Genomic DNA, 13,274 nt, shown 5'->3' on the forward strand with positions numbered 1-13,274 from the left:
CCAGATCTTATTGTCGCGAGCGAAGCTTGCATCAGTCTTTCGCGGCCCCCTCGGGAAATCCCCTAGAAAAAAGATGAATTTCCCGCAAAGCCAGCAATACCGGGCCTCTCCAACCAATTTGGCCTGCGAATCCGTCTGAAATGCGGCCCTAAGCCGCTGTAACAGGGATGACGAGGTGTGAGTGTTTGATAGAATCGCTGCACTTCAATGCCAACCCTCTATCGCCAACCGGCGGTCTTCCAGCTCATAACGTATCTATGACGCGCGCGAACCCCACGCCTAGCGAAGTCTTTAGTTTCCGTATCCCGGGTCTGATGATTGCCGCTTGCTGCCTGGTGTTAGCAGGTTGCGCGGCGCCGCGCCAGAGCGCTGATGTGTTCATCATCGATGACCAAGATATCGCGCTCGCCTCGTTATCAAACGATCCAATAGGCGCACTGACCAAGAGCGCTGGCAAGCACGGTATCTCGCGTCAGCCAGTAGCAATGGCAGGGGCAAGCAACGCACTGATCGACGAGGCGCTGGAGCTCATCGGCATTCGCTATCGATATGGCGGCTCATCGCCCGAGACGGGGTTTGACTGCAGTGGCTTCGTGGCCTACACCGCCCAGCGCGCGCTCGGCTTGAAATTACCGCGTAACGCGGCGGCCATTGCCTCGATTGGCGCGAACGTCGACCAAAAGCAGCTGCAGCCTGGGGATCTGGTGTTTTTCAACACGCTGGGCCGCCGCTATTCCCACGTCGGCATCTATCTAGGCGAAAACCGTTTCGTGCATTCGCCCAGCGCCGGCGGCGCGGTGCGTATTGAAAGCATGACCATGGCCTATTGGTCCAAACGCTATAACGGCGCGCGCCGCTTGGACGGCAACTACGTCGCTGCGGCCGGTTCCGCCAGACGTTAACCTGCGGTCCCGTTAACCCGCGGACCCGCAGTGCCTGCCGCAAAGGCCGCACTGCTGCAGCGCCTGTTGCATGCTACATACCGAGCGCCGGCACGCCACGACCCGGATTCCTCCGCGCTGCGCCGCATTACGAAACGTCTTCATGACGTTATGGCCCAGAAAATCCGTCAGCAAAATAACCAGTTGCGTCCCCGAGGGTAATTGCAAGGTTTTCTTCTGATGCGACGGGTCGCGCCCACTGATGTGATGCGTGATTGAAATATTGTGGCCTTTGAGCAGATCCGGAATATTTCCCAGCCGGTCCGCGCCTACCACCACCGCACTTAGCGCTGCTGTCATGATCATCACTCCAGAGGTTTAAACGATTGGTGTTAATGATAATTATTCCCATTCTTTTGGGCAACTTAAATGAGATCGGTTCTTATTTAATTATTTAATCAGGTCTGCTATTGGGATAGCGGCATGCGGGAGTTCCGGACCGACTTGCCGGCCGAAGCCCACACCATGCCGTCTGCCGTATATTGAAGGACATGAAAAAACCCGGCTTTGCGCCGGGTCAAGAAATCGTCATTCGCTATCTGCCACGCCTGCACTAAGGGCGTCGACTCTGCACGGCCTCCGTCACCACCTCGCGCGTCAACGCCGGAGCCATCATTTCCAGGAACGTATAGACATAATCGCGCAGAAAAACCCCCGCCTTCACGCCCACGCGGGTGGTATGCGTGCCGAAGAGGTGCCCCACCGGCAGCCCAATCAGGTTGCCATCGCGGCGCGGATCATAGGCTACGCCCGCGATAATGCCGATGCCCAAGCCCACATCCACATAAGTTTTGATCACGTCGGCGTCGATGGCTTCCAGCACGATATCGGGATGTACGCTCTGGCTCGCAAAAACCTCGTCGATCGTGCTACGGCCGGTAAATGCGCGGTCGTACGTGACGATGGGATATTCGGCCAGTTGCGTCAGCGTGATATTACGCGCCTCGCTGGAGGTCAGATCCGCCAAGGGATGGTCCGGCCGCACCACCACCGTATGCTCCCAGGTGTAGACCGGCAAGGTAGCCAGCCCAGGCGTGAGCGCGAGCGACTCGGTCGCCAAGGCCAGATCCGCCTGTTCATGCAGCACCATTTCGGCCAATTGCGCGGGGCTGCCCTCGGCCAAAGACAGGTGGACTTTCGGAAACTGCTGTCGAAACGCGGGGATGACACGCGGCAATAGATACCGGGCCTGGGTGTGGGTGCAGGCAATCACCAGTCCGCCCTCATCCCGGCGCGCGAATTCGTCGCTGACTTTTTTCAGGTTATCGACTTCGCGCATGATGCGGTCGATCACCTGCGACACGGCTAAACCGGGCTTGGTCAGGCCCTTGATGCGCTTGCCATGACGCTCGAAGATCTTGATACCGAGCTCGTCCTCAAACTCAATGATCGCTTTAGACACCCCCGGCTGGGAGGTGTACAACATACGCGCGGCTTCCGTCAGGTTGAAGTCGCGGCGTATCGTTTCTCGCACAAAGCGAAACTGCTGAAGATTCATGATGGCCCCGTATATGTCGGAACCATTATAGGTAATATAGAAGGCGATCTATATTACTTATTGGAATTTGTAAATTTAGAGCAAGCGCGCCCTGCCGCATGGGGTAGACGCCACGCGCCCGCGCAGGCAAGCGCATGGCTTCTTGCGGCCTGCGCTGCGCGGACACCCTCCTCGTTCAACGCATAGAAATGGTCGTATTCACCGTCCGGCCATGCGCGGACCAGCGCGCCGTAACCGTCTTGGTTTGCGTCCAGAACTGCACGGCCTGTTTGCCATTGGGCCCCAGGTCACCCAGTTTGGATCCTCGCGAACCCGTGAAGCTGAACCAAGCGACCGGCACCGGAATGGGGATATTGATGCCCACCTGCCCGACATCGATATTGTTCTGGAAATAACGCGCCGCGCCGCCATCCTGAGTAAACAGCGCCACGCCGTTTCCGTTCGGATTGCGGTTGATAAACGCCACCGCCTCTTCCAATGTATCGACTCCGACCACGCACAGAACGGGGCCAAAGATTTCCTCTTTATAGACGGCCATATTTTCCGTCACCCCGTCGAAGACTGTCGGCCCGACGAAATTGCCTTGTTCGTATCCCGCGATGCTTGGATTGCGGCCATCGAGCAGCAGTTTCGCCCCCTCCTCTATGCCTTGCTGAATCAGGCTTTCTACACGCTTTCTGGCTTGTGGCGATACCAGTGGCCCCAGATCGGCCTCGCGGTCCGTGCCGGCATTGACTTTCAGCTTCTTCGCGCGCTCGACAAAATCAGGCAGCCAGTTGCGCGCCTCGCCCACCAGCACGGCGACCGAGGCGGCCATGCAGCGCTGCCCGGCCGCGCCGAACGCCGCGCCCAGAAGTTGGTTCAACGCGACCTCCGGATCCGCATCCGGCAAGATCACGCAGTGGTTTTTCGCGCCCATCATGGCCTGACAACGCTTGCCCGCATCCGAAGCGCGCCGATAGATCTCGGTGCCTACGCGCGTGGACCCGATGAATGAAATCGCCTTGATATCGGTATGATCGCAAATCGCGTTAGCGATGTCGGGGCCGCCATGCACGACGTTCAACACACCCGGCGGCAATCCGGCTTCCAGCGCGAGTTGCGCGAGAAACAGCGACGAGGTGGGATCTTGCTCGGACGGCTTGAGCACGAACGTGTTTCCGCAGGCCACGGCGATCGGGAACATGAAGCAAGGCAACATCACCGGGAAGTTAAACGCGGTAATACCCGCGCATACCCCCAGCGGCTGGATCAGCGTATACACATCGATGCCGCCCGCGGCATTCTCGGCGTATTCGCCCAGCTGCAACGAGGCGATCGAGCAGGCATGTTCGACCACTTCCAGGCCGCGCCCGACTTCGCCTTCCGCATCGGGCAAGGTTTTGCCATGCTCGCGGGTAATCATTTCCGCTAACTTGGTCGTGTTCGCTCGCAGCAGTTCTTGCAGCTTCAGCATGACGCGCATGCGGGTACCTTGCCCGCTGTTGCGCCAGGTCTGAAATGCCGCTTTGGCACTGGCTACGGCCCGGTCCAGCTCTTCACGCGTGGCGAATGGCACACGCGCTACGACTTCTTGGGTCGCGGGATTGATGACATCGCGCCATTCGCTGGTCTGCGACTGCACGAGTTGGCCATCGATCAATAGCGGTACGCGGGGGACTTCACTCATACTGGCTCCTTATGGGAGAAGGAAACACCATGCCGGCGGGATGCCGGTCAGTGATACCGGTCTACGGCGACTGCGCTCGTCACGCGCATGGGCTGGCGATCGCGCCGCCGTATCAACAGCGATTTACTGCTTGAGTAATGGACAAGTCGATTCCGACAGCGGCTGGAATGCCTCGGCCGCTGGAATGGTGGCGATGAGCTTCGAATAGTCCCACCCGCCTTTGGACTCGTCGGGTTTCTTCACCTCGTACAAGTACATGTCGTGGATCACACGCCCGTCGGGACGAATGCTGGCGTTGCGCATAATCGGGTCCTGGATCGGCAACTCGCGCATCTTGTCGGCGACGACTTTGCCCTGCGTGCTACCCGTGGCGGCAACGGCGCGCAGATAGTGCAGCACGCTGGAATACACGCCCGCCTGCGTCATGGTTGGCTTCAAGCCGCGAAAGGCTTTTTCAAACCGCGCCGACCAGTCGCGCGTGGCGTCGTCATAGTCCCAATAGAAACCATCGACGTACGAAAGCCCCTGCGCATTGTCCAGCCCCAACGCACGCAGATCCGAGAGGAAAATCAGCAGCGACACCAAACGCTGGCCGCCTTCGACGATGCCGAATTCGCGCGCCTGTTTGACCGCATTGACCGTGTCTTGTCCGCCGTTGGCCAAGGCCACTACCTGGGCCTTGGAGCTTTGCGCTTGCAGCAGGTAGGAGGCAAAATCCGGCGCATTCAAGGGATGGCGCACCGAGCCCGCGACGGTTCCACCCAGCGCTTTAACGGCTTTGGCCGTATCGGCCTCCAGTGAATGGCCAAACGCATAGTCTACGGTGATGAAATACCAGGACTTGCCGCCCGCGCGTACCGTCGCTTTGGCGCCGCCGGCGGATTGGGAATAGGTGTCGAACATCCAATGAAAACCGACCGGCGAGCATTCTTTATTGGTCAGCGCCGTGGTTGCCGGACCCGAGAACATCACGACTTTGTCTTTTTCGCGCGCGATGCCCTGCACCGCCAGCGCCACGGCCGAGTTCGTCAGGTCGGCAATCGCCGTGACACCGTCCCGATCGAACCATTCGCGCGCGCGAGCCGCGCCCACATCCGCTTTATTCTGATTGTCGGCCGAGACAAGCTCGATTTTCATGCCTTTGCATTCGGCGGCCAGACAATCGTCAATCGCCATCTGGGCAGCGGCGACAGACCCTGGTCCGCCCATCGCGGCGTACGTGCCTGACATATCCGTCAGCACCCCGATCTTGACCGGCGGCTTATCGGCCGCCCAAGCTGAACCGCAAAAAATCGCGCCCAAACACCAACCAGCGGCCAAGCCGCGAGCGTAGCGTGTCATGATGGTTGTCTCCGGTGATTATTATGATCGTCGTGGACCCTATGCACCGTCGGTCCGACGACCTAGTGTAGAGGGGCGATCTTCATCCGGCAACCCTGGGAATTACGCGTCTTTGGGTGCCTTTACCCGCAAACGCCGCCATAACAAATACATGGCAAACGCGAACACCACGGCATGAATCGCCCACACCCCCACGCTGAACGGCAGCTTGCCGCTACTGATCCAGGCTCTGGAGAGATTCATCAGATTCATATAAAGCAGGCCCACCAGCCCGGCGATCAACAAATCGCCCGAGCGCCCGAGACGCGGATTGACGGCCCCTAATGGCACGGCCAACAAAGCCAGATTCAACGCCGCGATCGGCAGGGAAATTCGCCACATGATCTGTGCCCAGGCGCTGTCCGTATCGTCAGCCACCAGCTGCAATGTCGGCCGCGCCTTGCTGGATCGCTCTGCCGCTGCGCGAGCCTCGGCCATCGGGTCGCCCGATTTGCTCTCCAAGCGCACCCCATACTGATCGAAATCGACCAACCGAATTTCGGGGGTGCCAGGTTTTAAGTCGTAGCGATGTCCGCTGCCGAGCACCAGGAACCGGTCACCATTGGGTTCGGTCTGGATGCGAGCGTTGTCAGCAGTCATGACGCTATGCCACTCTGGACCCGTTTCGCGGGCAAATACATTGCCCAACTCGTGATCCTTGGAGGTCGGCGCCTCCGCAAAAAACACGCGCTGGCCATCGTTGGACTCGGCAAATTGACCGGCGGCGACTTTTGACAGGTCCGAGCGTTGTTCGAACCGTTCGCGATATTCCGCGATCTGGCGATATGCCCAAGGCGATGCACCCAAGGTCAGAAACGCCACCACAATTGCCACCGGCACCGCGACCCGCAGCACAGGACGCAACCAGTCCGCCAACGACAGTCCGCTGGCAAACCACACCACCATTTCAGACTCGCGATAATTGCGCGTGACAGTCGTCAATACGGCGATGAACAGCGACACCGCCAATACCGTCGGCAGCGCGGTAATGGTAGAGAAAGCAGCAAGTCCGAATACGACGTCCGCGCCAATAGAGCCACCGGCGGCCTCACCCAAAAGCCGGACCAGCAGCACGCTCAGCCAGACGACAATCAAGGTGGAAAACACGACCCCAGCGTGGCTGGTGATTTCAGTGACGACAGACCGTTTAAATAAAGACATGTGAGAATATGCGGGATAATCAACCGCACTGCACCACGCACACGGGAATCCTTCATGGAATTTAGCACACAGACCACCGCTTCCCCGCACCAAATCAAGACGGCCGCATTGGCGGTTGGCGTCTTTGCCGATGGCGAACTCAGCCCCGCCGCAGATGTCATCGATCGCGCCAGCAACCAGGCCTTGCGCAATATCGTCAAAACCGAGTTTCGTGGCCTGCCCGGCAACACGCTGGTGCTGCGCGCCCTGCCCGGCGTGACCGCGCAACGTGTCGTGTTGGTCGGCCTGGGCAAGCAAAACGAATACAACGCGCGCGCGCATGCCAAGGCCGAACAGGCCTTCGCCTCCGTCTGCGTCAGCGCTCGGATCACCGAAGGCGTGTCGACGCTGGCCGCGATTGCGATCGAAGGCGTCGATCTACGCGCACGCGCTCGCGCCGCTGCCATTGCCGCCGGCGCTGCGACCTACCACTATGACGCCACATTCGGCTCGCCCGACCGCGACGATCGTCCGAAACTCAAGAAGATCGTACACGTCGTCGAGCGCGCCGATGTCGCGGCCGCGCAGCAAGGCCTGCGCGAAGGCGCCGCTATCGCTCGCGGCATGGACCTGACTCGCACGCTGGGCAACTTACCCGGCAATGTCTGCACCCCCACCTATCTCGGCGATACGGCCAAGAAACTGGCCCGCGAGTTCCCCTCGCTGAAGGCCGAAGTGCTCGACCGTAAGCAAGTCGAGGCGTTGGGCATGGGTTCGTTCCTGTCCGTGGCCCGTGGGTCCGAGGAACCACTGCGCTTTATCGTGCTGCGCCATCAGATCAAGGCTGCCAAAAAGGCCAAGACCGGTCCGGTTGTGCTGGTCGGCAAAGGCATCACATTCGATGCGGGCGGCATTTCGCTCAAGCCGGCGGCGACCATGGACGAGATGAAGTACGACATGTGCGGCGCGGCCAGCGTACTTGGCACGTTCCGCGCGCTGGCGGAATTGGAGCTGCCCGTGGAGGTCGTGGGTCTCATCCCGGCTTGCGAGAACTTGCCCAGCGGCAAGGCCAACAAACCCGGCGACGTCGTGACCAGCATGTCCGGGCAGACCATCGAGATTCTGAACACCGACGCCGAGGGCCGCCTGGTCCTGTGCGACGCGCTGACCTACGCCGAGCGCTTCAAGCCCTCGGCCGTCATCGACATCGCCACGCTCACGGGCGCGTGCGTAGTGGCGCTGGGCCACGTGAACACGGGCCTCTTCTCGACCGATGACAGCCTGGCCGACGCGTTGCTGGCCGCTGGCAAACAGTCGCTCGACACCGCCTGGCGCATGCCCATGGACGATGCCTACCAGGAACAGCTGAAGTCGAATTTCGCCGACATCGCCAACATCGGTGGCCCCCCGGCCGGATCGGTGACGGCGGCTTGCTTCCTGTCGCGCTTCACCAAAGCCTATCGTTGGGCGCACCTGGACATCGCCGGCACGGCGTGGCGCGGTGGCAAGGACAAGGGCGCGACCGGCCGTCCGGTGCCGCTGCTGATGCAATTCCTGCTGGATCAGGCCTGATCATGTCGGAGTTGCAATGCCCTGACCGGCATTTGCCCGCGCGTGTGGGCCCATGACGCGAATTGATTTCGCCTTTGGGGCCAACGACCGGCTGCGCGCGGCCTGCCAGGTGGCGCGCAAGCGTTATCAGGCAGGCCAGCGGCTGGTGGTATATTGCAGTGAAGGCGCCCGCCTCACGGCGTTCGACCGATTGCTCTGGGCTTTTGACGACGTCGCGTTCGTGCCTCATGTGCTGGCCACGGACCCGCTCGCGGCGGTCACGCCCATTGTGCTGACCGCAGCAACGCCCGTGGCGGACGCAGCGGATGCCGCCGACGCGCGTTGGCTCATGAACCTCGACGACGAGTGCCCGCCGGGCTACGAGGCGTTTCCCCGCTTACTCGAGATCGTGACCACCGAACCTTCGGATGTCCAGAACGCGCGTCAACGCTGGCGTGCCTACCAGGCCGCCGGACATACGTTGCATGCCCACGATCTGGCCGGACGTCTGGCTTAAGCCAAGCAGGAGCACTCTATGCCGCAGTACACGGATCCCGGGATTCCTACCCTCACGCAACGCGCCGAACCGTCTCTGGGAACGGCGTACGAAGCGCCGGTGGGCCCCTCGGATGACGACTTTCCTGTCCTGACGGACGTAGCCGCCCATCCCGACATGCCGGCCGAGCCGAGCATCGGAGATGCCGCCGGCCTGCGGCACGCAGTACCCGCGTCGACGGGCAGCGCTGATCCAACGCTGACCGTCCTCAGAGCCGCGCTGCAAGCGGAACTGGAGCAGGCGCTGAATCAGGCGGTAGAGGACGCAGCCGCCGACCTGCGCAGCCGGCTGGAGGCGGAGCTGCCCGCCCTTATTGACCGCGCGGTACGCCAGGTGCGGCCGGGCTGATCAGAACGCGGGCCGTAGGCCGTCAACGTATCCAGACTTTCCCTGAGAGCGGACTTGCCGCGGCGCTACGCCTGTAAGATGCGTGCTGCCCCGAGAAGTCGCAAAACTTGCATCGGCATGCCTTGTCTAAGGGATGGATGCCCTCATATAGGGTCAGACTCGACTGATTAGCCCCGAATTTCCCAGATAAGTAGATTTTTCAGGGAACTGTAAGGTATCCTATCCCTCTAAGTACTTGGGGCAACCCTTGCGTTTGCCGTACACAGGAGCCGTCCATCATGAATCAGTACCGTCCTTCACCGTTTAACCGCTCCGGCACCCTGGCCGGCGCCCCGGGCGAAGTCGTCCGCAATCAAGTCCTGCGCAACACCTACTGGCTGTTGGCGCTGTCATTGATCCCGACCGTGCTGGGTGCGGCGGTGGGTCTGTACACGGGCATCAACCAGGTCATGATGGCCAGCCCCGGCTTGTCGGCGGGCATCTTCCTGATTGGCGCCTTTGGCCTGATGTTCGCCATCGAGAAGAACAAGAACAGTTCGCTCGGCGTGGTCCTGCTGCTGGCCTTTACCTTCTTTATGGGCGTGATGCTCTCGCGCTTGCTGGGCTTCGTGCTGGGCATGGGCAATGGCGCACAGTTGGTCATGACAGCGTTCGGCGGCACCGCCGTGGTGTTTGGCACGATGGCCACGCTGGCCACGACGCTCAAGCGTGACCTGTCTGGCATGCAGAAATGGCTGTTTACCGGCGCGGTGGTGATTCTGGTCGCAGCGTTGGCCAACATCTTCCTGCAGTTGCCCGCGCTGATGCTGACCATTTCGGTGCTTGCGATTGTGATCTTCTCGGCTTTCATGCTGGTGGACCTGCAACGCGTCGTAAATGGCGGCGAGACCAACTACGTGTCTGCCACGCTGGCGATCTACCTGGACGTCTACAACGTCTTCTCGAACCTGCTGATGCTGCTGGGCATCTTCGGCGGCAATCGGGACTAAGCTTCTACGATGCCGTGAGGCATCGGCAGACGCAATAAAGGCTACGCAATGCGTAGCCTTTATTGTTTGCGGGTGCTGTGGATTTACAGGCGCTGCAGATCGAGCAGCACACGTCGCGTGGACAAAGGCCGCCCGACCAGATTGGCAGCCAAACGCTCGCGCAGGTCTTGCCTCAAACCGGCCTCGATAGTCGGGTCGTCAAAGTCGGGCAAGGCGCCTTCGATGCCGTAGCCCGTCTCGGCCAGCAACGTCCATTCGAAGCGACGCAAGGCGCCGGCCGCGCGCCCGCCTTCGGCGAGTTGCTGCAAGGCAAAGTCATACGCGTCGAACAGTGCGGGATGCGCGTCATCGCGCGGCAAGATGCGTAGCAGCAGCTCGTTCATGTACCAGGCGGACATGAGCGCGGTGCCTTTCAGCGGGCGAATGCCTGCGACCTCGGCGCGGGTCAGGGTTTTGACTTCGCCCGAGCCGCTCCACGACAGCAGCAGCGGCTGAAAGGCCGACAAGACCGGTCGCAGGACAGAATACGGGCGCTTGGCGCCCTTGGCGACCAGGGCCACACAGCCATGGTCGCGGGAAAAACTTTGAACAATCAGGGAGGTTTCGCGCCACGGCGTGGCGTGGAGCATAAATGCCGGGCAATCCTGGACGCGATGCGCCCTTCTACTCATAGCCCAGGTCGCGCAAGGCGCTTTCGCGATCGGACCAGCCCTTGCGCACCTTGATGTAGACCTCAAGATGGACAGGCTTATCCACCAGTTTGGCGATGTCCTGACGCGCCTCGGTGGCGATACGCTTCATGTGGGCGCCGCCCGAGCCAAGCAGGATAGGACGATGACTTTCACGTTCGACCACCACGCAGGCCGCGACGCGCACACCGGCCTCGTTTTCTTCCCACTGCTCGATGACCACGGTCGAACCATAAGGCAATTCGTCGCCAACCAGGCGGAAGATTTTCTCGCGCAGCAACTCGGCCGCGATAAAGCGCATCGGCCGGTCAGTGAGCGTGTCCTCTTCGAATAGGGGCTCCCCCTCGGGCAGCCGCGCGGAGATTTCCTGCAGCAGCTGATCCAATTGTTGCGACTTTAGCGCGCTGACGGGCACCACGGCGTCATACGGGTGCAGCGCCACGAGCTTAGAGACAAATGCAAACAACTCATCGCGCCGTTTGAGCGCGTCGATCTTGTTCACCACCAGAATCGTGCGCTTGGGATCGGGCAGCAGCGGCAGCAGCTTGGCGTCGCCTTCGGACCATTTGCCGGCTTCGACCACATGCACAACCACATCGACATCGGCCAGGGTCTGCGTCACCACCCGGTTCATCATGCGGTTCATCGCGCCGCCATGACGCGTCTGAAAGCCCGGGGTGTCCACGAAAATAAACTGCTCGTGCTCGCGGGTGAGCACGCCATGAATACGGTGGCGCGTGGTTTGCGCCTTGCGCGACACGATGGAAATTTTCGTACCGATCAAAGCGTTGGTCAGGGTGGACTTGCCCACATTGGGACGGCCCACCACGGCCACGAAACCAGTACGGAAGGGAATATCGCTCATTTGATCTCTTGAGCAACGGCCACCGGGAGTGACAGCTGCGCGGTTTTACGGGCTTTGCCCGATTTGCGGGCGGGACGCCCGGTAGGACTGGCGGCCAACGCCGCCTCTAGCGCCATCTTGGCGGCACCTTGTTCGGCGGCGCGACGGCTCGCGCCCGGGGCAACGATTTTGATGTCCAAGGCTGGGATCGAACACTCCACCTCGAACTGCTGATTGTGCGCAGCGCCGTGCGTCGCCACGACGGTATATTGCGGCAGAGCCATCTTTCGGCCCTGCAGGAACTCTTGCAACAAGGTTTTGGCGTCCTTGCCGAGCGTGGCCGGGTCAACGCTGGCCAGCACGGGTTCGTATTGATGCGATATGACTCTGCGCGCCACCTCGAACCCGCCATCCAGGAACGCCGCGCCAAAAATCGCCTCGACCGCATCAGCCAAAATAGACGGGCGGCGGAATCCACCGCTTTTGAGTTCGCCCTCGCCCAGGTGCAGATACTGCGAGAGCTCCAGGCGCTGGGCGATGTCCGCCAGCGACGCTTGTTTGACCAAATTGGCGCGCACCCGGGACAAATCGCCTTCGTCCAGTTTGGGATAGCGATCGAACAGCAGGGCCGCCACAACGAAATTGAGTACGGAATCGCCCAGAAATTCCAGGCGCTCGTTGTGCCGGGCACCATGGCTGCGATGCGTCAGGGCCTGCTCGAGCAGGCCCACATCGCGAAAGCGATAGTCCAGGCGGGTTTCCAGCGTGGCTAGTGACATGTTAGTTAAAGCTGCCAATGCGGCCGAGGTCGCTGAAGTTCATCCAAATAAAGAAGGCTTTCCCGACGATGTTTTCGTCCGGGACAAAACCCCAATAACGGCTATCGGCACTGTTGTCCCGATTGTCGCCCATGACGAAATAATTGCCTTCAGGTACTTTACAGCGTACTCCATTGCGGGCGTACTGGCAGTTCTGGATGTAAGGAAACTGCCAGATCGGGCCGTATACCTGGGGTTTATTCTCGTCCAGCAAGATCTGGTGGTCTACTTCGCCCAGCTTTTCCTTGTATTGCGCGATGTACGAGACGCGGTCTGGCTCGAAATATTCCCCGTCCTTGACGTGCGGCACAAGCTCGCCGTTGATGTAGAGCTTTTTATCCACGTAGGCGACCTCGTCGCCCGGCAGACCCACGACGCGCTTGATGTAATCGACGCTGGTATCGACGGGATAGCGAAACACCACCACATCGCCGCGCTGGGGCGAGCCCACGTCGATGATTTTCTTGTCGATGACAGGCAGACGCACGCCATAGTCGTACTTGTTGACCAGGATCAGATCGCCCGACTGCAAGGTCGGCAGCATGGAACCCGACGGAATGCGAAAGGGCTCGACCACAAAAGATCGCAGCACGAACACAAACAAGATGACCGGGAAAAAGCTGACCGCATATTCCACCCACCAGGGCGCGCGCGCAGCCGATTCCTGGGCGGCCTGACGCATGCGCGTGGCCTCCTGCGGATCGGTCACGTAGCCCGTGTCAACCGCCGCGGCGGCCTCGCGCCCGCGCGCTGCGCGCCGCCGGCGTAGCACCGTGATGTCCAACGCCCAAATTACGCCGGTCACCACCAACAGCACGAACAGGATCAGCGCGAAATTCCAACTCATAGAG

The 13,274-nt window shown here is 60.7% G+C and carries 14 protein-coding genes; 5 read left to right on the forward strand and 9 right to left on the reverse strand.

The genetic code is table 11. The features are described 5' to 3' along the window. The first annotated feature begins 257 nt into the window (after positions 1 to 257). Entirely contained in the window at positions 258 to 902 is a 645-nt protein-coding gene (locus GOQ28_RS02910) for a C40 family peptidase (protein WP_160355366.1), read from the forward strand. Positions 903 to 914: 12 nt separating this feature from the next. On the opposite strand, the gene GOQ28_RS02915 is transcribed toward GOQ28_RS02910, so the two are convergent. The 5 genes from GOQ28_RS02915 to lptF all read right to left on the reverse strand — a co-directional run bounded on the left by GOQ28_RS02915 (position 915) and on the right by lptF (position 6,649). Next, on the reverse strand, positions 915 to 1,241 hold the full coding sequence (locus GOQ28_RS02915; protein WP_160355367.1) for a DUF2325 domain-containing protein: 327 nt from the start codon (positions 1,239 to 1,241) through the stop codon (positions 915 to 917). 253 nt (positions 1,242 to 1,494) lie between these two features. Further along, positions 1,495 to 2,439 carry a CysB family HTH-type transcriptional regulator gene (locus GOQ28_RS02920; RefSeq protein WP_160355368.1) on the reverse strand — a complete coding sequence of 315 codons (945 nt, stop codon included), beginning with the start codon at positions 2,437 to 2,439 and terminating at the stop codon, positions 1,495 to 1,497. A 175-nt stretch (positions 2,440 to 2,614) separates the two neighbouring features. Continuing rightward, positions 2,615 to 4,108 (reverse strand): CoA-acylating methylmalonate-semialdehyde dehydrogenase, encoded by a 1,494-nt coding sequence (locus GOQ28_RS02925; RefSeq protein ID WP_160355369.1) that lies wholly within the window; start codon positions 4,106 to 4,108, stop codon positions 2,615 to 2,617. A gap of 123 nt (positions 4,109 to 4,231) precedes the next feature. After that, positions 4,232 to 5,449 carry an ABC transporter substrate-binding protein gene (locus tag GOQ28_RS02930; protein WP_160355370.1) on the reverse strand — a complete coding sequence of 406 codons (1,218 nt, stop codon included), beginning with the start codon at positions 5,447 to 5,449 and terminating at the stop codon, positions 4,232 to 4,234. Positions 5,450 to 5,551: 102 nt separating this feature from the next. Further along, on the reverse strand, positions 5,552 to 6,649 hold the full coding sequence (gene lptF / locus GOQ28_RS02935) for an LPS export ABC transporter permease LptF (RefSeq protein WP_160350348.1): 1,098 nt from the start codon (positions 6,647 to 6,649) through the stop codon (positions 5,552 to 5,554). 54 nt (positions 6,650 to 6,703) lie between these two features. On the opposite strand from lptF, the gene GOQ28_RS02940 reads away from it, so the two are divergent. The 4 genes from GOQ28_RS02940 to GOQ28_RS02955 all read left to right on the forward strand — a co-directional run bounded on the left by GOQ28_RS02940 (position 6,704) and on the right by GOQ28_RS02955 (position 10,072). Further along, positions 6,704 to 8,200, forward strand: coding sequence for a leucyl aminopeptidase (locus GOQ28_RS02940; RefSeq protein WP_160355371.1), 1,497 nt, complete (start codon positions 6,704 to 6,706; stop codon positions 8,198 to 8,200). Positions 8,201 to 8,252: 52 nt separating this feature from the next. After that, the gene (locus GOQ28_RS02945; protein WP_160350350.1) at positions 8,253 to 8,696 is read left to right on the forward strand and encodes a DNA polymerase III subunit chi; all 444 of its coding nucleotides are present in this window, start codon (positions 8,253 to 8,255) and stop codon (positions 8,694 to 8,696) included. Between the two features lie 18 nt (positions 8,697 to 8,714). Beyond that, positions 8,715 to 9,083 carry a hypothetical protein gene (locus GOQ28_RS02950; protein ID WP_160355372.1) on the forward strand — a complete coding sequence of 123 codons (369 nt, stop codon included), beginning with the start codon at positions 8,715 to 8,717 and terminating at the stop codon, positions 9,081 to 9,083. Positions 9,084 to 9,361: 278 nt separating this feature from the next. After that, the gene (locus GOQ28_RS02955) at positions 9,362 to 10,072 is read left to right on the forward strand and encodes a Bax inhibitor-1/YccA family protein (protein WP_160350352.1); all 711 of its coding nucleotides are present in this window, start codon (positions 9,362 to 9,364) and stop codon (positions 10,070 to 10,072) included. Between the two features lie 83 nt (positions 10,073 to 10,155). Here the strand turns inward: GOQ28_RS02955 and recO are convergent, their stop codons facing one another. The 4 genes from recO to lepB are packed head-to-tail and all read right to left on the reverse strand — an operon-like array spanning position 10,156 to position 13,270. Beyond that, complete coding sequence (gene recO / locus GOQ28_RS02960) at positions 10,156 to 10,743, reverse strand: DNA repair protein RecO (protein ID WP_160350353.1); 588 nt, start codon at positions 10,741 to 10,743, stop codon at positions 10,156 to 10,158. Continuing rightward, positions 10,736 to 11,626 (reverse strand): GTPase Era, encoded by an 891-nt coding sequence (gene era / locus GOQ28_RS02965; RefSeq protein WP_160350354.1) that lies wholly within the window; start codon positions 11,624 to 11,626, stop codon positions 10,736 to 10,738. Before era ends, recO begins: the two co-directional genes overlap by 8 nt. Then, positions 11,623 to 12,384, reverse strand: a complete 762-nt coding sequence (gene rnc / locus GOQ28_RS02970) for a ribonuclease III (protein WP_160355373.1) — start codon at positions 12,382 to 12,384, stop codon at positions 11,623 to 11,625. The genes era and rnc overlap by 4 nt, the downstream gene beginning before the upstream one ends. A 1-nt stretch (position 12,385) precedes the next feature. Continuing rightward, positions 12,386 to 13,270: a signal peptidase I gene (gene lepB, locus GOQ28_RS02975; protein ID WP_160355374.1), complete on the reverse strand. Its 885-nt coding sequence runs from the start codon at positions 13,268 to 13,270 to the stop codon at positions 12,386 to 12,388. Between the last annotated feature and the right edge of the window lie 4 nt (positions 13,271 to 13,274).

The sequence above is a fragment of the Bordetella sp. 02P26C-1 genome, from assembly GCF_009763255.1.
Taxonomy (GTDB): Bacteria; Pseudomonadota; Gammaproteobacteria; order Burkholderiales; family Burkholderiaceae_B; genus Bordetella_A.

Bases quoted from the DNA above. Each gene is read 5' to 3' on its own strand.
- GOQ28_RS02910 (WP_160355366.1), top strand. From the start codon at position 258: ATGACGCGCGCGAACCCCACGCCTAGCGAAGTCTTTAGTTTCCGTATC.
- GOQ28_RS02915 (WP_160355367.1), bottom strand. From the start codon at position 1,241: ATGACAGCAGCGCTAAGTGCGGTGGTGGTAGGCGCGGACCGGCTGGGA.
- GOQ28_RS02920 (WP_160355368.1), bottom strand. From the start codon at position 2,439: ATGAATCTTCAGCAGTTTCGCTTTGTGCGAGAAACGATACGCCGCGAC.
- GOQ28_RS02925 (WP_160355369.1), bottom strand. From the start codon at position 4,108: ATGAGTGAAGTCCCCCGCGTACCGCTATTGATCGATGGCCAACTCGTG.
- GOQ28_RS02930 (WP_160355370.1), bottom strand. From the start codon at position 5,449: ATGACACGCTACGCTCGCGGCTTGGCCGCTGGTTGGTGTTTGGGCGCG.
- lptF (WP_160350348.1), bottom strand. From the start codon at position 6,649: ATGTCTTTATTTAAACGGTCTGTCGTCACTGAAATCACCAGCCACGCT.
- GOQ28_RS02940 (WP_160355371.1), top strand. From the start codon at position 6,704: ATGGAATTTAGCACACAGACCACCGCTTCCCCGCACCAAATCAAGACG.
- GOQ28_RS02945 (WP_160350350.1), top strand. From the start codon at position 8,253: ATGACGCGAATTGATTTCGCCTTTGGGGCCAACGACCGGCTGCGCGCG.
- GOQ28_RS02950 (WP_160355372.1), top strand. From the start codon at position 8,715: ATGCCGCAGTACACGGATCCCGGGATTCCTACCCTCACGCAACGCGCC.
- GOQ28_RS02955 (WP_160350352.1), top strand. From the start codon at position 9,362: ATGAATCAGTACCGTCCTTCACCGTTTAACCGCTCCGGCACCCTGGCC.
- recO (WP_160350353.1), bottom strand. From the start codon at position 10,743: ATGAGTAGAAGGGCGCATCGCGTCCAGGATTGCCCGGCATTTATGCTC.
- era (WP_160350354.1), bottom strand. From the start codon at position 11,626: ATGAGCGATATTCCCTTCCGTACTGGTTTCGTGGCCGTGGTGGGCCGT.
- rnc (WP_160355373.1), bottom strand. From the start codon at position 12,384: ATGTCACTAGCCACGCTGGAAACCCGCCTGGACTATCGCTTTCGCGAT.
- lepB (WP_160355374.1), bottom strand. From the start codon at position 13,270: ATGAGTTGGAATTTCGCGCTGATCCTGTTCGTGCTGTTGGTGGTGACC.